We start from the raw sequence: 21,959 nt of genomic DNA on the forward strand, positions 1-21,959 counted from the left end.
GCATAGCTAAGTATTAATGCCGATTAGTCAGTTTCGGAAAATTTCTTTTGGCAGCTCTGAAACTTCCCCAAGCAAATATTGATCTCTATAGCGCCAACCTGCTATCAGCTCCAGATAGAAATGGACATTAATGATATTCATTTAAGCTTGTACCTACTCAATTTAAATATGTAACAAGCCTTTTTAAAATTTTGTTTTAGGAAAATGACTACACTAGAGAAGTCGAGGTTTTATCAATGAGAATGTCTTCGTATATTCCAGCAATCCCATGCATTTTAGCAATTAGTATCAGCGCTGCGGCACAGGCTAGTAATATATATATTGTAAATCAAACAGGCAATAACAACATGGCTATGGGAGACCAAAGCGATCCCACCGTTACCAATAATTTGATTGTACAAACCCAGAATGGGGATAATAATACAGCAGAGGCGGAACAGATCATTAATAGCAGTGATGGCGTGATTATTCAGACCCAGATTGGAGATGGAAACTTAGCCAACGCGAGCCAGGAGGATAGTACAGGCACAACGCTGACAACCTTACAGGTAGGTAATACTAACGAAGTTACATCCAGTATGCTTGGTGACTCCAATAACACCAACTTTGTCTCCCAAACCGGTGAAATCAATTTTGCTGAAACCGTAAACTTTAACTCCAGCTTAAACAGTACAAATATTTTTCAGGTTGGTACTGACAACCAATCAGCAGCTTCTCATTTCAATAATTCAAATAACAACTCCATATTTATTAGCCAGGATGGATCTGAAAATATTGGTTCTGCATCTGCAAGCCTTAATACAGACAACACCACCTCCGTAGTTTTACAAACTGGATCACTTAACAACGGTGGAATTTCACAGTTCGACAATTCTGACTTTATGACAAGCACTGTTATTCAAAATGGCACTGATAACTTGGGGGGGAGCAGTAATTCAAACAGTAGTTTTGGTAGTACTTTTACTAATCAGGTCGGGAACTCAAACCTTGGGGGCTCAAGCCAACTTGACAGTACACAAAGCCACTCGTTTTCCCAGCAAATAGGGAATGATAATTTAGTAGGTGGTGTGCAGGCACTTTCAAGTTCCAATGTAATCGGCTCTGCAACCCAAATCGGCGATCAAAATATCATTGGAGGTATGGGCCATTTTTCCAGTAGCAACGGTATTGTAGAAGTCACTCAGATAGGCATTGCCAATGATGCAATTGCTTTCCAAATTATGAGTGATTCATCAATATTAACCCTTTCACAAAATGGCGAACAAAATATGGCCTTGGCTAGCCAAACTGGATCATCAAATAGCCTTCTAAGTACGCAAACAGGTACACAAAATGTCCTCACTATTTTTCAGGATGGTGATTTGATTTCTGCTGATACAGACCAAAATGGTACGCTCAACGAAATCGATCTTAACCAGACAGGTATGAGTAGCTGGGCCACACTCTCACAAAGTGGAAATAATAATTTTCTACAGGCCATGCAGGCGAACCCATCTGCCTCAACTACCGTGACACAGTTTGGAGACAACAATAGCGGAAACATAATGCAATAATATGCCTGGCTTCAAGCTCACTTTAATTTCATAGAAAAATATTTAGTGATCATAAATTGGGGATTCACTGAACTGATACAATTATTGAATATATATTATTCTGTTTTGTTATCATATCTATCGTCTCAGTGCATCCCCAAAACTACTATTTCTTATAGAACCAACCATCAGCACATTGAATATCGTGGTAATACCACAAAAAGAGGCAATTTAAAATTACACCCACACTTACTCACACTCTTCGGTTTGTTTGCGCCCCCCCAAATTACCGAAACACTACAGCATCGCTGCACTCACATAGTACTCTCCAAAAAAGTCCCCTCTTGAAAATTTCAAATACCTGGCTACATATACGCCATCAGACATCCATCGTATTTTAAGTGGTGAACTTAGGAATATATATTTAACATTTAGATCATGCTTACTAACCGCATACCTGCTGTTCAACTCAACATCCTATTAATGCCTAACTTTTAAAATACTCATCTAATCTTCCACATCAAAATCTCATACATGGAAACATATCAACATTTAGATGCAAATATTATTTAATTCATACAATAACATTTAAAGTGAAAAATACACGCCTGAGAGCCCTTTACAAGATACTCACCTTAGAGATATTTTTATTTTAATTAAACCTCTACCACATTTCACTATAATAGATATAAATATATTTATATTATGCTACATAAAGGAAGCTCATATATTTCATATACGAGCCCCTAATAGATTGCTGATTGATAAGTTTTATAAAAAAATTAAGTAAATCGATCTATAAAATTCCACAAAACGTTACCACCAAATTTAACAGCCCATGGAAAAGAAATTGTCTATTAAGAATTGTCAATCCAGGCAATCTGGATCTTTAGTGAGATATTCATTGTTTACCCAAATATTAGTACCACTGCAATCAGGGTCAACTGTATCCCTCAGATCAAAAGGATCATTACCAAGAGAAGAGTTCGCAGAAATAATATTGAAGTTGGAATTAGTAAAAATAAGAACTATACCACCATCTTGGCTATCACCGTTGCCATTATCGGTAGTTGTGTTCTGTGATATCACATTATTTGACGATCCTTCTATCAGAATACCAGCCCCTCCATTTCCACTTGAAGTGTTGTTAAAAACTCGTGAAAAACTATCATCCACCTGGATTCCGTCGGCAACACTACCTGTTACGGTACAGCCAGAAAAAGTATTGTAGTCATCATCCATATCGACTCCGACTCTACCACTATCAGTAATAACGCAGTCATTTATAGTATTGTAAATACTATCTATATCTATCCCATCATTAACACTATTAACAACTTCGGTACCAAGTACTTTGTGATACCCCTCTCCCTCTAAGAAAATTCCATCAAAACAGCCATCTATAACGCCCCCAGTGAGGGTGGCGCCATTGCCTTCGATTCGAATTCCTGCACCACCTAGATCTCCTCCTGTAGTACAGGTCAGGGAATAGTCGCCCATATTTAAGCTGCCACTTGGGCCGACAATAGTAAGTGCATCAGGTTCATCGGTAGTTAGATCACAAGATAAGTCCTCAGTGAGCACTTCTGCAGTTGTAATTACATCGCCACAAGCCACTTCAGCCAAGGCAATTGATGAATATGAAGACGCCGAAAAAGCCATTATCGCTAATAGTGCCACCTTATCTACAGACTGCTTAATTTTCACATCCAACTCCTATCAGTTCAGAATAAAGAATACATCTCAGCACAGAGATACTGAGTCCCCTAAGTTTGGATGCAATAATAGCTTCCACCATAAGAAAAATTGCCTAAAATAATTGACGTTCGAACGAATAAAAAACTACGTCATTCTTTTGAAGAAGCTAGCGCAGCCATATCGATAGCAACGATTAAAAATAGAATCTTAAGCTGGCGCAATTACTTTTTAATGATTACTAGCATTTAATCCAGAACCCATACTCTGATCCAATTTTGGAAAGTACGATTTTATTCGCCAGCTAGTGCATGCAGCTTATTATGAAAAACTTAGGTTATTTATATAAAATTTACTCATGATAGAAGTACTAACTTCGGAAAACTGTTACTTAATGTTCGGTCATAGAAAGGAATTATCATGTACACCAAGGCTGGTATTTACGTCGCTCTATCTTCATTTATTGCCACAAATTCTTTGGCTGAAGCAAATAGTACATCACTGTATCAGTAGGGTAGCGCTAACAGTGCCACTACTGACCAAAGCGATATTACTAGTATTGGCTACCAGATTGGCGATAGCAACCAGGGAAGTTCACTACAAGACTCCATTACTAACAGCCATTTTAACTATATCCAGTTAGACCATCAAAATAACGCCCAAGGTGTTCAAACCTACTCTAAAAATGCTTCTATTTCTATCTATCAAAAAAACACAGAAAATTCTGCCACTAGTTCACAAGGTAATATTATTAATGGAGAAATGCAATTTCATCAGATAGGACTTAGTAACAAACCAACAATACTAGATTCAAACAATGGCTCTAATAATAGTACACTTTCCGCTCAAATCGGTGATACCAATCAAAACTAGGTATTTATTAGCACGACAAACTCGGCAATAGACTATATCAAGAAAGTTGGTGCGGACAACCAGGTTTTTCTAATTCACAGTGTTAGTGATAATGACAAAGTAGAGATTATACAAGCTGGGGCCAGGCACACTATCGATATTAGTCTTATCTCTACAGCTAACAATGAGGTCATTATTAATCAATTCGGCAGTAGTATTATTAAAACAGTGAATTTGGGCGGCACAAGTAGCGAACTGCAACTACTGCAGGAGGGATATATTAATAGTTTAAACGTCACTTAGAGTGGAGAAGAGACTCACCTCTACACTCACCAAATAGGTAGCGATCATGGGCTCAGTCTAACCCAGAGTGGGAGACAAAATACTGTCGAACTCTCCCCAATTGGTAGCAATAACTTTATACAAATGATGCAAACTGGGGGTTAATAGCAGTGCTGACATACTACGAATAGGTGGTGACAACAGCGCAAACTACCAGCAGCAATAACCTAGCCCTTTCAAGGTTGTCTCGAAAGCTGTGCTGATCGGTGAGCTGATGTGATCATCAGGGCGCAACCTCCCTATATTCTTGTCAATCTATAAAATATAGATCAGCCCAGTACGTAGTCAGTCAAAACACAAACTCGACTTTATTCCTAACTTTGCCAAACTAAATTCTCATAGCTACATACCAATTCATCGACAAAAATTAAAGTAGCCTTTGATTGATCTGACGCTATAAATCAAATGGCTAACAACCCAACCTATGGCTTTAAACCATATCATCGTGTAGTAGAGTGATATTTTTTATGTACTAGCCTCCACTTAAGATTCCCAATCATTATTGACCGCACATAATTTTTCGTAGAAACACGAAAAACACTCTGCCTTTATATGGATGTTAAAGGCAGAGTATATGCTTACCACCCAAAGTCCAAATTGGTAAAGGAGTTATCCAATGAAGACCTATTCCCTTATAGCCACGGCCTTATCCTTTATGCTCAGTGGGATTTCCTATGCGGAAAATACTGTCATCCAGAACCAGATGGGTACAGATAATAACGCGACAGCTGATCAAAGTGATCCGACCGTATTTGATAACCTTATTGTGCAAACACAAATTGGTGATAACAACGACGCTGATGCCAGTCAAACTAATGGCAATGTCAGCGGCGCCATTTATCAAACACAGCAGGGGGATAATAATAGTGTCACCTCGACACAAGATGCCACAACCAGCACTACGGCATCAGCACTCCAGGTCGGGGATAACAATATCGTTTTAACCAGTCAGGAAACCGCTTCAAACGGTAGCAGTGAAATCCTCCAGAATGGTGACACTAACTTTGCCAGCTCTGAACAAACCTCCTCAGATTCTGATTCTATTTCAATCAGCCAGTATGGCGATCAAAACCTGGCTACTAGTACTCAGGACACGAGTTCCAGCAATATTGTAGTCATTACCCAATCCGGTGACTTAAATATTTCAACTACATTGCAAAACACAGCAAGCTCTGGTAACAGCGCTACCACAATTCAATTTGGGCAACAAAATGCTGCTGGGATATCTCACCTTAACTCCTTTACCAATTCAGACTTGATAAGTCAGGTTGGTGATTTCAACAATGCCTCAATTAACAGAAACACCTCAAGTTCCGATAGTGCTATCGTAGTACAGTCCGGAGACTCCAATTTTGCCAGTGCTACTAGTTTTGATACTGCAGACAATACATTATCCATCTACCAATATGGGGATAATCAATCAGCGGTTGCCACACAAAGTAGTGCTTTTGAAAGTAACATTTATATTAGCCAAAGTGATGACAATAATATGGCTTTGGCAACACAATCAGGAGCCAGTGACAACATTGAAATTTATCAGTCAGGCTCATCCAATATGGCTACAGCCTTACAGGCGTCGACTGACAATAGCTCCAATATTATTTCCCAGGACGGTACACAAAACGATGCTACTGTCACACAAAGCGGTTCATCGGATACATCCTCTGTTGAACAAATTGGAAATATGAATATGGTTTTAGCTAGCCAATCAGCATTCAGTGGCTCATTGGATATCACCCAGGAAGGTGATGAGAACGAAATTACCTCAACACAGGATGGAGATATGGAGACAGCAACCATGCTGCAGGCAGGTAACTTGAATTTGATTGAGTTGGCCCAGAGCGGCATGCAAAACACTGCAACATTATCTCAAGACGGTAGCAGTAACTACATATCGGTTACGCAAACTGGCTTTAATGATGCTATCAGTGTTACCCAACTTGGAGACGGCAATAGCGCTACATTTATACAGTAGACTGATAGAGACTTTCGTTAAGGTGCCCTTTGGGCATCTTAACCTACTCAATATGCAAAAGTTAATGAGCACATCGCCTAAACATCACCATATACTGTCATAGAGATTTTGTAGTCAAGGAGTACCTTATGAAAATCTCTTCCTTCCTTACCGATTCCCTGGCGCTGACCATCAGCAGTGCTGCTATCGCCGAGAATAATTTTGTTACTTCACAGCAAGGTAGGGCCTTTCTGAGCACCGCTGTAACACAAAATGGCAGTACCATGAGGCAGACAATACCCATACGGATCTGAGAAATTTGATGATATTAATCCAGATTGGCTGCTGTCATTCTGAAGAAATTTCACAAAGTGTATGTAAACCAAACTTCATTTACGTTACAAATTGGTAATGCCAACTTTGCCAGTGTGCAGCAATAGTTATATCCAAAACTCACAGGATTAGGCTCTGTATGCAGTATCGTTCATCGGCAGAGCCTCAAGTGGATATCAGTGGTCAATTCGATTTACAAGGAGGAAGCAGTAACTGAACGGACAATGATTTAGGGATTTTTAGTTTAAAGGAGTAACTTATGAAAATCTCACCACTTATCTTTAGCTCACTTGCGTTGGCAATCAGCAGTGTGGTTTTTGCCGAAAACAATTTTGTAATCCAAAACCAAACTGGCATAGGCAATACCGCGACAGCCAATAATGCAGACTCTGATGTTAACAACAGCTTAATAGTACAAACTCAAATTGGAGTCAACAACAGCGAGGATGCCCTCCAAATTGATGGAACCAGTGAAAGCACCATCGTGCAAAGCCAGATCGGTGTCGCCAATGACAGTGAGACTGCCCAGGAAAATACCAGTAATGGGCATATCAACACTTCTCAGACAGGGGATAGTAACAGCGCTAATGCTGGCCAGGGAAGCTCATCAGACGGATCGATTATCGTCAATCAAATCGGCGTATCGAATACCGCTACCTCCCAACAGGTTGTGACCTCTTCAATCTCATCACTCACCACTCAATTGGGAGAACAAAACTCTGCGGAAATTTACCAGGAGAATATAAGTTCTGCTAGTGGCACACTTCAACAATTTGGAGTATCAAATACGGGAAATATTCTGCAACTGCTAAGGTCTGGTAGCACTGGAACTCTGCTTCAGGTCGGATCATTAAATACAGGCCGTATTGACCAAATCGACAGCGACACCGCTCAAGGGTCTATTACCCAAATTGGAGGTAATAACTATGCGAAGATTTCTCAGCTGGATGCCAATTCTGATAGTGCAGAAGTATTACAAACTGGCACTCAGAACTCCGCTGAAACTACCCAGACTATTAGTAACTCTAATAGTGTATTCATTGCCCAGCTAGGAACCTTAAATACAGCGACTACTAACCAGAATCTATCTGAAGATGGCTCCCTAATCATTACCCAAGGCGGTTCAGGAAATAGTGTTGAGGCCGACCAAAATACACTGATTAGTAGTGGTGAGATTGCTCAGCTCGGAAGCCAAAATGCAGTGGATACTGATCAGTTAGGGCTTGATGTACACTTGCTGGTTGCACAGATCGGAACAGCTAATGCCGTCAGCCTACAACAGGATGGCGTTATTCTCAGTGCAGATGTTGCCCAAATTGGTAATTCCAATGAAGCAGTGATCTCACAAAGTGGCCTGAATAACTCCATCACACTCCTACAAATCGGCGAAGGGCATTACAAGGAGATATCACAATCTGGTGAAGGTCATTCCTCTTTCACGATCCAAATCGGCAGCGCCAACTTTGCCCAGGTCACACAGTAGGAGTAAACCGGCACCCCTATTTTTAAGTAGCTCTTGAATATGTTGTAACACCATGCCGCCAATATCCTTTGTGATATTCGGCGGCATTGTAGTTTATTAGTCCTGTTGCATATTTCCACCTTATACGCAAGGCGCAGTCACGATACCACAGAGTAAAAAGAGTAATCTGCACGTATAAAAACAGTCTGTCCAGGAAGTTCTGAGCCGCTAATTATTCCTACTTGTTTGGCTGGAATCTATGCAAATATCAATAACATGCACCCATTTCCCACGCCTGATCTCCGTCATCTATTACCTCACCCTCCAATCAATCATATCTATATTTTTCTCAGAAGATCCGCTCAAAGGATCTCTTTTAAGCGCCACCTTAAAGCAACTGACAGAGAAGAACCCCATGCAGGCAGGAAAATATTTCCCGTTAATTTTTGCATCCGTGCTTTTACCAACCCTATCTTTTGCTGACGTTCAGTGCGGCGATACCATTACCAGCGCTGAAATAATGACTGAAGACATATTATTCTGCACTGCTATGCCGCCAATCACCATATCCGGTCCTAGCGGCAATCTGGATATGAACGGGTTTACCGTGCACTGTGCCGAACTTCCCGTGCTAAATACTGGCATTATTTTGTCTGGTCAGGGGGCTTTTCTCTCAAACGGGACTATTGAAAATTGTTATACCGGCGTCAGCGCAGAGGACTCGGGATTTCATGGAATTTACAATATCCTAGTGCAAACTAACGAAATAGGTATTTCCCTAACCAGCAATAACAACTTTGTTAGCAGTTCGACAATTTCTTTAAATACCGAAATGGGTATCTCTTCCGATGGGGATTTTAACAGCATACTTTCAAATGAAATTGTAAATAACGAGAGGGACTCTATTGTTATCCAAGGGGACTATGCACTCGTTTCGCAAAACACCATAGAGCCAGTAACTGGAAGTTTCGTAACAGGAGAGAATGGTATCGTTATCGGAAGCTCGTCCGGGGGTATTATTACGCAAAATACCGTTTTAAATATTATGTTTAGCGGCATATTGATGCAGGAGTTTGCGCAAACCAATTACCTTATCACTGGCAACAGAGTTGATGCGGGCGGCTTCGGCATTGGCTTCGACCTTAATGACGCCAATGCGGATGCCTGTACGTCTTCCAATACATGGATCTCTAACACTTTTACAACTGCTAACCCCAACTGCCTGGATTAGAATTTTGTCTAACAGGAATGTATATGCCTGTAGATAGGTTTGGAGAAAGATAACACCGAAGGAAAGGCAATAAAAAAGTGACTTGGCTGCGGGGGAGAACCAAGTCACTGAAAAGGTTTGGGTGGGGGCTATTCAGCCCCCTGGTTTTTAGTCTTGGTAATCGATGGTCATATCAAAGTTGCCCTCAACACACTTGGCATAATCGCCCTCATTCAGTGCTGAGTAGGCAGTCTGGTAATTCACCAACTGACATGCGTAGCTCTCATTATTTGGGGTATCTGCAGACCATCCCCAATCTTTATCCCAGTAAATATCCAGGGAGGCTGCACCACCAGTCTGGAACTGCCCCATATTGGCACAACCGAGTTCTTCATCTGCCGGAATTTCTACACCGAAGTATTCCGCTGTGCTCTGGTAGTACTCGATCCGATACTGTGAGCGGTAGTCTTCAGTACCAGAACTACATTCGATCGCTCCATTAATAATATTGGTGGTAACACCGAATCCAGAAGTCAGGTTATTAGCCAGATCCACACTGTTCGGTTCCCAGGTACCATCGATTACATGCAATATGCTTGGCTTGGGTGGCTGTGGATAGACGAAGAAGAAGATGGAGCTTGCCAGGTTCAACCAGGTATCCGCTACCAACTCCGGTGCTTCCAGCAGGGTGTAAATATCACCGTACATCGCCTGGGAGAAGGGACCATAGTTATAGTTCCAACTCAACTGCTTGGCGCCGCGGCCGAAGTAACTCTTGTAGCCACCATCACTATTGATCGCACAGGGCCATGCTTCAGCTGCCCAGCTGCTGCTGGCATCACAGGCGCCGTAGCCACCGGAAGTATCTTCAGTCCAGCCAATTTCCCGCAACCAGTACAGGCCCTGGCGCCATTCCGGCACTTCCCAACCTGTTGCGTGGGCACCGGTTTCCTGGGCGTAGTGTGCAAACATTACCGCCATCGACTTGCGACAGATCGCCTCGGCATCACGGCCATCGGTGTAGTCACCACAGAAAGCTGGGAACTTGGCTACGGCTCGGAGGAAATTGGTGTAGGTGTACTCTTCCGCTCTGAGGGCGAAAAGGTAATCCCAATCTTCTTCAGACAGGATGCTCTCAACGCGGAGGACATTTTCAGGGTTTGCACTGCGGCCAGGTTGCACCGCCTCAACCACGGCGTTGTCCCGGGTTTCGACAGTATCCTTTACTTCCTGAAGCAGGGAATCACTGCTGGTAATCGACTCTTCTGCAACTTCCAGTTCGCTGATGCCCATCACATAGCCATCGGCTGCGGCACAGCCATCCTGGCTAATGGAGACCTCGTCCACATCACTGGCTTGGGTGGAGTCAGAGGCCGTCAGCTGGAAGGTATAGGTTACATCGCTGTATACCTCAGACAGGGTCACTGAGGTAGCGCTGCCGGTATAGTTGGTCATCTTTACAACCGGGCCACTGGTTTGGCTCCAGATGTAAGAGATATCGCTGCCACCGGTACTGCCAGAGCCATCCAGATTAACCATTCCACTACAGCCAACGTTGATACTTGAAGCCGAGATATTTGCGGTTACTGAACTCTCAGAACCATCGGTATTATCATCATCCTCGTCTTCATCGGTATCGTCCACCGCGAGGTTTTGCACGGTTACCTGTGCTTCTTCTGTAGTGTCACCATCACTGACGATTAGGCTAAAGACATAGCTCACATCAAAAGTGCTTGATGGTAGGGTAACAGTGGTGGATGCGCTGGTCGCAGAAGCAATATCTGCTTCAGGAGAGGCCGGGGATAATTGGGCCCAGCTGTAAGATAAATTGCCCTCGCCACCGGAGGCACTGGCATCAAGTGTTACAGTGCCACCACCGGTAATTTGTGTCTGCGACACTGAGGCACTGACCGTAATCGGAGTGCCGTCGGAATTATCGCTGCCATCGTCACTGTTGTCGTTATCGTCGTTATCACTGCCGCCATCGTTGCCACCGGTGCCGGTGTCGTCATCTGAGCCGCCATCACTGGAGCAACCATCCGCTTCCTTAAGAAGCCAAGGGGAACCCCAGGTATTTTCAGCCGTTAATGCATCGGTGGGGTGGTCGTCACCATTAGCCCACCACTGGGCAACAAATAAGTCGCCGTCGTAACAAACTTCTTCGCCTTTGCGATAGTTTTGACCGGAAATATAAGTATCGGAGCCACCAGTGCCACCACCACTGCCGGAACCTGCATCATCATTGTTACCAGAATCCGTATCTCCGTTATTACCGGTATCAGTATCATCATCAGAGTCGTTGTTATCACCATCACCAGAATTGGAGTCATCGCCACCACTGGTATCGCACGCACCTGACTCCTCCAAAATCCAGGGGGAGTCCCAGCGGTTTTCTGCTGTCAGGGCATCCGAGGGAATTTGAGAAGCTGTTGCCCACCATTGAGCTTTATATAAGTTTCCCCCGTAGCAAACCTGGCTGCCACCGGTATAACTCTGCCCCGCAACGTAGTCGTCGGCGGGTTGTGCCGCACTCAAACCTTGAGCGCCCAGCATCAGCGCCGATGCTATGGCTGTGCGAATAAAAATATGGCTCATAGAATCTCCAATTGTCGTTTTTAGGGTTCTATTTAAAAACGCAGTTTTATGCGATGAGGCAACCACCGAACTGCTAGGTATTACTTGTAAAAATAGAGATTAAGAGCTCGTGTGAATGATCTGTAACGGATAGCGTTTGCGATTTGAGCAGTAGACAATTATGAAATTGTTTTATGCGATCAAAGTCATTGAACTCAGCGAAGGGCAACATCCCCTCTCCCGTTATTATTCACTCGATTAAATGCAGCTGCCTTTGCGCCCCTTAAAAACCTTTACAAATACTTACTTTATTTTTGTACGCTGTTCATATAACCCCATACGTACACAGCAAATTCGATAAACCCCAGGGGGAATGGTTCCAGACATACAGAAAATATTTCGTGACCACCTAGACATAGATGATGTGCGCAAGTGGGCAAATATTATTAAACGAGGAATTAATTGCAAAAAATAAAGAATAAGGGGTTTTTAAAACTCAAATATAGCTTTAACTGGCAAATTATCCTAACCGATGGATCGGGAAGTATATGAACAGGGAAGAGATAGTTGCGACCCAATGTGACTTTGAGAATTTCTGGAGCCGTATCCGTCATCATTAATGGAGTCAAGTGCTTATTTTATGAATAAATGAGAACAATTTCCTAATACCACTGTGACCCACAGACAGTAAATAATAAATTAAATAAGTACCAACCTTATAAAAAGTGACTTTATTCTCAAGTTTAAAGTACTTATATCCCATGGCATTCCCCCCACTTCATACGACACTTAAGTCGGCAATATCAGTAGTAATAAGCCGAAACTAGCAACCCTTCACCTTATCGACAGTATCAACTCATCGCCATAAGCCTCAAACAAATATGTATTTTGATTAGCTCAATATTGGGAGTTTTCTGTGAAGCAGCACCATTTCCTTTTTGCGGTCATACTTCTTTTGCCAAGTATGGCTATTCGCGCCGACAGTAATACTTCCAATGTGGAACAGACCGGTGATGGAAATCTGGCAGTCGCCGATCAAACCGACCCCTCCGTTGAAAATAACCTGATAGATCAGTCGCAGACAGGTAATACCAATTCAGCTGAAGCCATACAAACTGTAAACTCTTCATTTAGCTCGATAATTCAAACACAAACCGGCAACAGCAATGATGCCTCTTCCAGCCAGGAGGAAAGCAACTCCACAATGATGTTGATACAACAGGTTGGTGATAACCAAATTGCATTGAGCACCCATTTTCTCGCAGAAAATACTATCGGGGAGATTTACCAGGAGGGGCAATTGAACGATGCTGAGATGTTCCAAACTGACTCACTCAATGATACCGGCTACCTATTTCAATCAGGACAAAGCAATATAGGCTTTGTTCGCGCCACCAGTGGTGAATTCCATACAGGGTCATTATTACAAACAGGAACCTCAAATGACGGTGTCCTTATACAACTGCGTGGTGCCTTCTACACGGCAACAGTTACACAAAACGGTGTAGGAAACGAGGCGACAAGCGCACAGAATTTTGGCGAATCCATTATGAATGAAATAACCCAGAGCGGCGATAGTAATAATGCGAGTGTGTTGCAAATATTCATTGAAAATAGCTACGCCCAATCAAGTCAAATTGGATCAGACAATATTTTATTTACCCGACAAGAGGGAGAATTTATGAATATAAGCACGACACAGGTCGGTATGACTAATGAGATTACAGCAAATCAGGGTGGCTCTTTGAGTTTTACTACAGCTCAGCAAAATGGGCTGGATAATTTTATGGAAATTTCACAAGATGAGATGAATGGAAATATCACCGCTAATCAGGCCGGCAACGGGAATACCGGGATGATATTCCAGTAGTAATAGTAGGAATAAACCGTGGGAACACTCACTTTCCGTTGACTTACAGAGAGCTTAATGTGCCCCCAAACACAAAGGGAAATACTTTAAGGGCTTTTGTGCCTGAGATTATTTTCTTTACACTTCCTCTCTGGCACACCTGCTACCTAATGGCCAACAAAAATTATACGCTGATAGGTTCAAAACTTGGTGAAAACACTCTAAGTCGACCCTCACGCTTCTCCTCGCTAAAGTCACAACTGGTCAACCTAAACATCAATACATATTCGGAAAGGCAATGAGTATCGTGAATATCCCCTGGTAAGAACGCACTACAGTCACCGGGCTTCATTTGATAACAGCCCCGGCTCACCAGTTGTTCACCGTCGTCTTGATTGAGCAAACCATAGGTAGACATCTCCACTTCACCATGTTGCACCGCGTAAAATACCCAGCCATTGCCATGATTATGTGGTGGACGATAGAGCCCACGAGGCTCCACATGAGCCAGTAAGATAAAACCCTTATCTTCGTCACGGTATAACTCTACACTGGGTTCTTGGCGACTGTGTAGATCAGCCAACCACGCTTCATCAGAATTTGATACTGCCAATTTTCCCAGCGCTTCTCGACATCTCACAATCGATGAAGTATCAAGTCCCTGCCAATTCGCTTTAAGTGCTTCAACACACTGTCTCAAAGAATTCTTCACTGTTTGGTCCTCCTAAAGCTCTCTCGATATCTTGTTGAAAATTACTGCGAATCCACAAATTTAAGATACAACTTGAAGCCAGCTTTAAGTCAACCAGATCTGCGCCTGTATTTTTAGCTATTTAAGTCGTGGGTGAAGTGTAAAGGCGTTGGCCTGGAAAATCGGAATAACTCGGGAAATAACGATGGGTAATAACAGCTCCAGCAGCTATTAATACCCGCGAGTGCTCACTAAAACGAAGCACTCGCTAATGGGTTTACTTTATAATTCTGGAGGTAATCTTTAATTTTGCGCTTTGGAAGCAAGCTTGCTGGCAAGAATAGACACCACCTGTATTGTTAATGCGGTTAACAAGAACACTGATGCCAGGCGATAAACGGCATTGAGACCATCCGCTATCTGCGACGGGTTCATGTCTTGCAGGGGCTGGCTGGGTACAAGCCCTACAAAAATCACACTCATCACTGAAGCTCCAGTCAATAAACCCAATCCTCGTGAAAGGCTGAGAAACCCGGAAATACGCCCACGAACTTCGGCCCGGGCGCTATTCATGGTCATGGTATTAACTGTCGACAGGTAGGTTCCGTAACCCATTGCCATAGTGACGGAAAAAATCAGATAGCCTACCAAGCCCTGCTCTACCCTGAGCAGCCCCATTCCCATGGCTCCACAAAGTAAAATTACCAGACCCAGTAATACGATACCTCTACTATTGAATCGATCCACGGCTCGACCGGCTAGATTTGAACAAGTAGCCACCATAAATGAACCGGTTGTCATCACCAGCCCTGCGATAAAAAGGTCCAGATCCAGTGCCAGAGTCAAATAAAAAGGCCCTACAATCAGGCTGCTCATTACCGATGAAGCCACCAAAAAGTTTCCAGCCACATTCGCCAAGAATGTCTGCTTTCCAGAAGATTCCGTAAATCCTTCACGCAGGGGTTGTACTTTCTGCCTGACATAAAACAACCCCACACCAAATATCACCGATAGAGCGATAGCAATTCCATTAACCGCTGAATATCCCTCTCCCAATGGTTTAATCGCCAGGGTATAAAAAACAATGCTAAAGAACAGGAATGCTGCGGCCAGGTAGCGTTTGAATCGACTTCTGCCATCAACAACTTCGCCGACTATGTTTTCCGGCAGGGTTCGATATGCCAGGAAAAACACCCCCAATCCCACCGGCACCACCAGCCAAAAGATGGCCTGCCAATTCAGATTTTCGACAATCAAGCCGCCCACGATAGGGCCCATACCAGTCCCAACCGCAGACAGACTGCCCAGTAATCCAATTATCTTTCCCGTTTCACTTTTATCGAAAACGTCGCTGGCAATAGCCATAGACACAGCCACGAACATCGCGGCACCGACCCCTTGTATTGCGCGGAAAAAAACCAGGGTCCAAACATTAAAAGACAGCGCGCAAAGTAATGTCGATAAGGTGAATATCAATCCGCCACTTAGGAACAATTTTCTGCGACCCAGCTTGTCGCTGAGACTGCCGGCAATAGGCAGGGTCGCAGTCATACACATCATGTAGGCCACGGTAATCCACTGAGTATTACTGAAGGAAGCCCCTAAGCTTTCGATTAATACAGGCAGCGCCATATTAATTGCGCTGACTCCCAAGGCTGCGAGCAAGGTCGCCAAGCACAAGGTGATCAGGACTCCTCTTTTGGAAACCTGAGCAGCCTCTTGGGAAATTGGGTCTTCGGAATAACTTTTCGCGGTGTGCATAAGCTGAACTTTGACTTGCCAGTAATGACGCGTGAAACTAGCATACAACTTCAAGTGAGCTTGAGGTCAATAAGCGATGAATAACAGGGAAGAACTGGATATACGCGAAGTCTCCAAACTGTCGGGACTCCCCTCTTCCACACTTCGGTATTATGAGGAAAAAGGCCTGATAAAGTCATGTGGTCGTCGGGGAATTACCCGGATTTTTAAAGCCACAGTGATAGAACAGTTGTCCCTTATCTCCCTTGGCCGCTACGCCGGTTTTTCCCTGGATGAAATTGGCGAGATGTTTTCCTCTAATGGCAACCCCGCTATCGACAGGGAGCAGCTCCTCGCCAGGGCCGACGATCTGGAAAAGAATATCCGCCGACTCGAAGCTATGCGCGATGGGCTACGCCATGTGGCCAACTGTCCCGAGGTCAATCAGCTGGAGTGCCCCAACTTCCAAAACCTGATCAGGAAAGCGACCAAGTTACAGCATAAGGAAGACAGGAAACAGAAGCGACGCTGACAGAATAGCAGCGAATAAAGTCAGGAGACACTAAACTCTGTCATCATTCCCGAGTCTTCGTGTTCCAAAACATGGCAGTGCGCCATGTAGGGCATATCCGGCATCGCCGGCAGCGGGAAACGAACAAATATTTCCGCTTTGCCGCCATCGGATATGGGCATCGTATCTTTCCAGCCACGCATATAGAGTGGCGGTTCTGCATTATTGTATTTCGTGACTCGAAACTGGCAGCCATGGATATGTACCGGGTGTAGCATTCGGTCCTGTCCTTCAGAGATCTCCCAGCGCAGGTCCTTATTCCTCGCAACCTTAAACCCGGGCTCGGTAAATGCGAAGGAAACCCCATTAATCGCATTCGCAGTTAATTGCTCTTTTAACGGCAATGCCGGCCCCTCTGTAATTAGCTTCAATACTTTGGCCACCACATCGGGGTTGGTCGTACCTGCGGCAACCATCTGCGGCAGCCCCGTTGCACCGATCACTGCTTGCGCCTGCTTCTGTCGGTTCATTTGCATCACCAGCTTCTGACTGATTGGTGGCAGGTTTTGGGGGATCTGCGGCAGGGATACCAGGCGCTCCGGCAATTTTCCTTTCCCCTCGGATGTTCCAGGCACCACACTGAGAAAACTGTGGGCCTGATCAAATGGCGGCAGGCGCATTATTGGCTGGGGCACTGGCAGTGTTTGGAAGTCGAAAGGCTTGCCATCGCGGGTATCGATCATTACTTCGTAGCGCTCTCCCGCAGCAATAGGTAGTACATCCACTTTCACTGGTTCCGAGAGAAAACCGCCATCGCTGGCGATCACGTAGAGTGGTCGCTTGTCACTGGTGGCAAGCCGATAGTTGCGTCCGTTGGAGCCATCCAAAATACGAAAGCGCACCCAGCCTTTAGGTGGCCTGACCACCGGATTAATAACGCCATTAACCAGAAGTCGATCCCCACAATAGCCCGCCGCAACCGTCACTTCGTTAAAGCGATGGAAGAACTGACCATCATCGGTGAAGCGGCGATCCTGAATCACTAACGGAATGTCATCCACACCCCACCGCGAAGGTATCGGCAGTGCATCGCCTTCTTCATCGTCGATAATAATCAATCCCGCCAAGCCTTTGAGTACCAACTCGGCGGTTGTCGGGTAGAGGTGGGGATGAAACCATAAGGTGGCGGCGGGCTGGATTATGTTCCAATCTACGGTCCAGGTTTCTCCAGGCTTCAATGGCATATAGGGGCCACCATCGGCATTGCCGGGTACGATTAGTCCATGCCAATGCGCAGTTACATTTTGCGGCAGATGATTGACCACGCTGACGGTTACTTTCTCGCCCTTGCGCACCCGTATCGCCGGACCTAAAAACGGACCATTGAACCCATAAGTACGCGTAGTCACCCCGGGTAGGAAAGACTGCTTGCCCGGGCGCGCTGCCAATTTAATCCGGCCTTGCCTATCTGCACGCAACTCCGGGGGAATCGGTAAAGCCTGACGGCGACCCTTCTGTTCCTGGGCAGCTTTGGATGTCGGCACCCCTGTTAGCAAGGCCGCCCCCAATGCGCCAGTGGCAAAACAAAATTCCCGTCGCGACAATTGAGCCATTGGCTCACCTCCCTATGCGCCATAGCTCCAAGTGTCTAGGGCATTGGTCATTTTTATCCCCAGAAATCTTAGACGGCTTATTCCCATAGCCCAGTAGTATATTGCGACAACTGTGCACTCAATACAAAGTGGTACCCTGGTGCACAACTCCGTGATCCACAGCTCTTGTGTTCTAAGCGAACTCGGTTAACCTTGCCCTCGAAAAGTTAGTCGTGAAAATAAGAAGAGTAATCCCTATGCCGTTTCTTATTCTATCCATCCTTATTCAGGCAGCTTTTGTAATTCACGTGCTCAAAACCGGGCGCAACACCACTTGGATTTGGGTTCTGGTGATGCTGCCCATGGCCGGAGTTATTGCTTACCTGGTCCTGGAAATTCTGCCGGAAGTAAACCAATCACGCAGTGCCAAAAATGCGCGCAGGACGGTGCGGGAAACTCTAAATCCCAATCGGGATATCCATCAGGCTGCGCAAGAATTGTCCCGTTCCAATAATGTGGAAAACTCTATGCGCATGGCCGATGAATGCGTGAAACGCGGCCTTTATCACGAGGCAAAAACTCTCTATGAAAAGTGCCTCCAGGGGGTTCATCAGGATGACCCTGAGCTGATGTTTGGGTTGGCACGCTGTCAGTTTGCTCTCAATCTGTTTGAACTGACCAAGGAGACACTGGATCAATTAATCGAAAAGAACCCCGATTTTAAAAATCAGGATGCTCACTTACTTTACGCTCGTACACTAGCGGCATTGAAGCAAGTAAAAGAGGCCTACCACGAGTATGAAACGCTGTACCAATACTACAGCGGACCAGAAGCGACTTTTTACTTTGCCTTATTCTTGAAAGATCAATCCCAGGTGGAAAAGGCCAATGTCTTGTTCAATGAAATCCTTGATAAATCCAAAACACTGGGCAAGCACTACAAAGCGACTCATAAGCAGCTGTTAAAACAGGCAAAACTGGAAGTATCCTGAACCAATCGCAACATTCGGCTCAATGGAAAAAAAAGGCTCCCAATATGATTTTGGCGGTAGATGTAGATTACCGGGACCCCGGAGCAATGGTAGCCGGGGTCGGCTTTGACGATTGGTCAGCTCCTGAGCCCGAGCAACTATATCTCAGTAAAATAGAGAGTACCTTGGCCTATGAGCCCGGTGCTTTCTACAAGCGAGAACTCCCCTGTATCCTCACCCTAATCGAGGAGCACAAGATAGAAGCAGAACTGATTGTTATCGATGGTTATGTATTTCTCGGAGGGGAACAAAAACCGGGGCTGGGTGCCCATCTCTACTCTGCTCTCCAGCAGGAAGTTCCCATCATCGGTGTCGCCAAGAAACCGTTTAAGGACACACCTGTTAAGGCGGAACTGCTGCGGGGAAAGAGTGTAAAACCACTGTATATCAGCAGCCTCGGTCTCCCTTTGCCGGAAGCCAAAAAATTGGTGAAAAAGATGCATGGAGACCACCGTATCCCCACTTTATTGAAACGCGTGGACCGCGAGTGTCGAAAGTCCACGCGATAATTCCCGAGAGAATGAAAGGCGGTTATCGCCGCCATTTCCCAGTCACATCCCTGGGACTTTCTTCCTACATTTTCAATACTTATTTCTCATATCCTACCCCTTCGATGCCAGCAATAATTTTTCTATTCGGCGGGAAATAGCTACTGAAAGTGAAAGCTTCCTGGCATCCGTTTATCCCATAGGGATAATTTGGCGCTTAGATAGACGGCTAGAAGTAGCTAAGATCCCATACTGATGTATTCGGCTCGTAGTTTTTGATGTCCACTTGTGAAGTGCGAGTGGACGATGTTCATTAGCAGCCCCGAATGGGCTCCTTGGAAGTTTTGTAGTAAAGGAGTTACTCATGAAGTTATGCGCCAGTATTGCGACACTCGCACTGGTTGCCTTTAGCGGCAATGCGCTGGGCACCAACTCTACTGACTTGGAACAAATCGGTTCAGGTAACTCAGCAAATTCCGATCAAACTGAAGCAGGTTTCGGCAATACTATTATCAAACGCCAAATAGGTGATACTAATACCGCTACCGCCACTCAAAGTGGCGGTGTTATTAACAGTAGTATTCAGAGTTCCCAAATCGGCAGTCAAAACGAGACCACGATATCTCAATCCGGTGGTGCTTCTCTAAGCGCAACCAATACACAAATCGGATCGCAAAATACTTCCGAGATCACCCAAGAACTCTCTCTCGACAGCCAGGTCTCAATTCTGCAACTCGGTACCTCCAACGCTTCCACTATCGAACAGCGCTTTGGCAGCGGTAATACCATTACCAATATCCAGGACGGAGACAGTCACTTTTTTATTGGTCGCCAGGAAGCCAGTGCTAACGGCAGCATTTTTGTATTCCAGGACGGCGAAAGGCAAAGTGCCGTGGTAGAGGAAACCGCAGGCAATATAGGCAGTTCCGTTTTAATCTTTCAGTTTGATCGGGACGACTTCGCCACCGCCAGCCTGGTTGCCACAATCGATGGCACCTTGGACATACTGCAGGATGGCAGCGATATCTATGGCGGGCTCGCACAATTTGCCAGTGTCAGCAGCAGTATGACCTTACGGCAAACAAACAATCGCCACTTCGCCTTTGCAACCCAAGTAGACAGTCTGTTCAATGACCTTCTGATTATCCAAAGACTCGGCGATGCCAATATCACCTCGATTACCCAAACCGGTGCCTTTAATACCCTTGAGTTGCGCCAAAATGGTGGGGGCAACAACGCGGCTTTAGAACAATCCGCACTGAGTAGCAGTATCGATATACGCCAGACCGGTACCACCAACCAGATTACGGGTTCCCAGCTGGGTGCCGAATTCAACTCCATGAACAGCGAACAGTTCCTGATTGATAATGTGGTTGTTATTAATCAAGGTGGCTTCCTGATCAGCGCGACCAATGAACAAACCGGGTTGCAGAATGTTGCCAATATCGAACAGGCTGGAACAGAGGTAGATATATTCACCCGTCAATTGGGTTTCGATAACCGGGCAACGTTCGAACAGGCTGGTGAGTCTCTTTCAATAAGCTCCCGACAATTTGGCGATAGTAATAACATCACCATCACCCAGAGTGGCGATTCCAACTCAGCTTTTAGCCTGCAAATTGGTAACAACCACACAAAAGAAATTACCCAGACAGGTTCCAATGGCCGCGCTTTTAACTTCCAGATCGGCGGTGAGAGTAATACCGGCGTAATCCTCCAATAATTTCAGCCAAAATTCAGAAGCCCCCGGTAATACACTGCGGGGCTTTCGATTGCGAAATCTACAGGAAAAAGAAGAAGGGAAAAGTCGTTGTGCAGCCCCGCGAGAGCGGGGAACAACTAGGATGCACTCCGACAACTTCTCCATCGTCGGTTTATCCCCGAGCATTCAGGGAACACCTTGCGCAAAGCACTAAGGCTATGCCTTATCCGGTTTACCCCTGTACAAACAGGGAACAGTCGCGCAAAAGGAGCGCGATCATAGCACACCCCCATTGCATCCCCGAACTTTCGGGGAAACATTTTCAGAACTAATGTCCGTGCGCTATCGGCTACGGTCCAGCCCCGCCCAGCGGGGGAACAAACTCAGGTGTCGGCACAACC

The 21,959-nt window shown here is 45.1% G+C and carries 16 protein-coding genes; 11 read left to right on the top strand and 5 right to left on the bottom strand.

The annotated features are described in order from the left end of the window. Positions 1-236: 236 nt before the first annotated feature. Positions 237-1,553, top strand: coding sequence for a hypothetical protein (locus ACJJI1_RS03685; protein WP_444958570.1), 1,317 nt, complete (start codon positions 237-239; stop codon positions 1,551-1,553). An 846-nt stretch (positions 1,554-2,399) separates the two neighbouring features. On the opposite strand, the gene ACJJI1_RS03690 is transcribed toward ACJJI1_RS03685, so the two are convergent. Further along, complete coding sequence (locus ACJJI1_RS03690; protein WP_282931394.1) at positions 2,400-3,239, bottom strand: right-handed parallel beta-helix repeat-containing protein; 840 nt, start codon at positions 3,237-3,239, stop codon at positions 2,400-2,402. A gap of 1,176 nt (positions 3,240-4,415) precedes the next feature. On the opposite strand from ACJJI1_RS03690, the gene ACJJI1_RS03695 reads away from it, so the two are divergent. From ACJJI1_RS03695 to ACJJI1_RS03715, 5 genes are all read left to right on the top strand, one after another. After that, the gene (locus ACJJI1_RS03695) at positions 4,416-4,526 is read left to right on the top strand and encodes a hypothetical protein (RefSeq protein ID WP_413665889.1); all 111 of its coding nucleotides are present in this window, start codon (positions 4,416-4,418) and stop codon (positions 4,524-4,526) included. A gap of 511 nt (positions 4,527-5,037) precedes the next feature. Continuing rightward, a complete protein-coding gene (locus ACJJI1_RS03700) occupies positions 5,038-6,396 on the top strand; it encodes a hypothetical protein (protein ID WP_444958571.1) in 1,359 nt (452 codons plus the stop codon). 128 nt (positions 6,397-6,524) lie between these two features. Next, positions 6,525-6,689 carry a hypothetical protein gene (locus ACJJI1_RS03705; protein WP_282931392.1) on the top strand — a complete coding sequence of 55 codons (165 nt, stop codon included), beginning with the start codon at positions 6,525-6,527 and terminating at the stop codon, positions 6,687-6,689. Positions 6,690-6,967: 278 nt separating this feature from the next. Then, complete coding sequence (locus tag ACJJI1_RS03710) at positions 6,968-8,191, top strand: hypothetical protein (protein WP_444958572.1); 1,224 nt, start codon at positions 6,968-6,970, stop codon at positions 8,189-8,191. A 238-nt stretch (positions 8,192-8,429) separates the two neighbouring features. Then, positions 8,430-9,401, top strand: coding sequence for a NosD domain-containing protein (locus ACJJI1_RS03715; RefSeq protein WP_444958573.1), 972 nt, complete (start codon positions 8,430-8,432; stop codon positions 9,399-9,401). 147 nt (positions 9,402-9,548) lie between these two features. On the opposite strand, the gene ACJJI1_RS03720 is transcribed toward ACJJI1_RS03715, so the two are convergent. Then, the gene (locus ACJJI1_RS03720) at positions 9,549-11,975 is read right to left on the bottom strand and encodes a glycoside hydrolase family 19 protein (RefSeq protein ID WP_444958574.1); all 2,427 of its coding nucleotides are present in this window, start codon (positions 11,973-11,975) and stop codon (positions 9,549-9,551) included. Positions 11,976-12,870: 895 nt separating this feature from the next. On the opposite strand from ACJJI1_RS03720, the gene ACJJI1_RS03725 reads away from it, so the two are divergent. Beyond that, the gene (locus ACJJI1_RS03725) at positions 12,871-13,824 is read left to right on the top strand and encodes a hypothetical protein (RefSeq protein ID WP_444958575.1); all 954 of its coding nucleotides are present in this window, start codon (positions 12,871-12,873) and stop codon (positions 13,822-13,824) included. Between the two features lie 163 nt (positions 13,825-13,987). Here ACJJI1_RS03725 and ACJJI1_RS03730 read toward each other — a convergent pair whose 3' ends face one another. Both ACJJI1_RS03730 and ACJJI1_RS03735 read right to left on the bottom strand, forming a co-directional pair. After that, positions 13,988-14,515: a hypothetical protein gene (locus tag ACJJI1_RS03730; protein ID WP_444958576.1), complete on the bottom strand. Its 528-nt coding sequence runs from the start codon at positions 14,513-14,515 to the stop codon at positions 13,988-13,990. A gap of 282 nt (positions 14,516-14,797) precedes the next feature. Continuing rightward, positions 14,798-16,255 carry an MFS transporter gene (locus ACJJI1_RS03735; RefSeq protein WP_444958577.1) on the bottom strand — a complete coding sequence of 486 codons (1,458 nt, stop codon included), beginning with the start codon at positions 16,253-16,255 and terminating at the stop codon, positions 14,798-14,800. Between the two features lie 76 nt (positions 16,256-16,331). Here ACJJI1_RS03735 and ACJJI1_RS03740 point away from each other — a divergent pair, with 76 nt between their 5' ends. Next, positions 16,332-16,766 (top strand): helix-turn-helix domain-containing protein, encoded by a 435-nt coding sequence (locus ACJJI1_RS03740; RefSeq protein WP_282931385.1) that lies wholly within the window; start codon positions 16,332-16,334, stop codon positions 16,764-16,766. Between the two features lie 20 nt (positions 16,767-16,786). Here ACJJI1_RS03740 and cueO read toward each other — a convergent pair whose 3' ends face one another. Further along, the gene (gene cueO, locus ACJJI1_RS03745; protein ID WP_444958578.1) at positions 16,787-18,358 is read right to left on the bottom strand and encodes a multicopper oxidase CueO; all 1,572 of its coding nucleotides are present in this window, start codon (positions 18,356-18,358) and stop codon (positions 16,787-16,789) included. 236 nt (positions 18,359-18,594) lie between these two features. Between cueO and ACJJI1_RS03750 the strand changes: the two genes are divergently transcribed. The 3 genes from ACJJI1_RS03750 to ACJJI1_RS03760 all read left to right on the top strand — a co-directional run bounded on the left by ACJJI1_RS03750 (position 18,595) and on the right by ACJJI1_RS03760 (position 21,579). Further along, positions 18,595-19,329 (top strand): tetratricopeptide repeat protein, encoded by a 735-nt coding sequence (locus ACJJI1_RS03750; RefSeq protein WP_444958579.1) that lies wholly within the window; start codon positions 18,595-18,597, stop codon positions 19,327-19,329. Positions 19,330-19,373: 44 nt separating this feature from the next. Next, the gene (locus ACJJI1_RS03755) at positions 19,374-19,877 is read left to right on the top strand and encodes an endonuclease V (protein WP_444958580.1); all 504 of its coding nucleotides are present in this window, start codon (positions 19,374-19,376) and stop codon (positions 19,875-19,877) included. 343 nt (positions 19,878-20,220) lie between these two features. Further along, positions 20,221-21,579, top strand: a complete 1,359-nt coding sequence (locus ACJJI1_RS03760; protein WP_444958581.1) for a hypothetical protein — start codon at positions 20,221-20,223, stop codon at positions 21,577-21,579. Positions 21,580-21,959 lie beyond the last annotated feature (380 nt).

It is taken from the genome of Microbulbifer maximicatervae (SeqCode), assembly GCF_052467065.1.

Bases quoted from the DNA above. Each gene is read 5' to 3' on its own strand.
- ACJJI1_RS03685 (WP_444958570.1), top strand. From the start codon at position 237: ATGAGAATGTCTTCGTATATTCCAGCAATCCCATGCATTTTAGCAATT.
- ACJJI1_RS03700 (WP_444958571.1), top strand. From the start codon at position 5,038: ATGAAGACCTATTCCCTTATAGCCACGGCCTTATCCTTTATGCTCAGT.
- ACJJI1_RS03705 (WP_282931392.1), top strand. From the start codon at position 6,525: ATGAAAATCTCTTCCTTCCTTACCGATTCCCTGGCGCTGACCATCAGC.
- ACJJI1_RS03710 (WP_444958572.1), top strand. From the start codon at position 6,968: ATGAAAATCTCACCACTTATCTTTAGCTCACTTGCGTTGGCAATCAGC.
- ACJJI1_RS03715 (WP_444958573.1), top strand. From the start codon at position 8,430: ATGCAAATATCAATAACATGCACCCATTTCCCACGCCTGATCTCCGTC.
- ACJJI1_RS03720 (WP_444958574.1), bottom strand. From the start codon at position 11,975: ATGAGCCATATTTTTATTCGCACAGCCATAGCATCGGCGCTGATGCTG.
- ACJJI1_RS03735 (WP_444958577.1), bottom strand. From the start codon at position 16,255: ATGCACACCGCGAAAAGTTATTCCGAAGACCCAATTTCCCAAGAGGCT.
- ACJJI1_RS03740 (WP_282931385.1), top strand. From the start codon at position 16,332: ATGAATAACAGGGAAGAACTGGATATACGCGAAGTCTCCAAACTGTCG.
- cueO (WP_444958578.1), bottom strand. From the start codon at position 18,358: ATGGCTCAATTGTCGCGACGGGAATTTTGTTTTGCCACTGGCGCATTG.
- ACJJI1_RS03750 (WP_444958579.1), top strand. From the start codon at position 18,595: ATGCCGTTTCTTATTCTATCCATCCTTATTCAGGCAGCTTTTGTAATT.
- ACJJI1_RS03755 (WP_444958580.1), top strand. From the start codon at position 19,374: ATGATTTTGGCGGTAGATGTAGATTACCGGGACCCCGGAGCAATGGTA.
- ACJJI1_RS03760 (WP_444958581.1), top strand. From the start codon at position 20,221: ATGAAGTTATGCGCCAGTATTGCGACACTCGCACTGGTTGCCTTTAGC.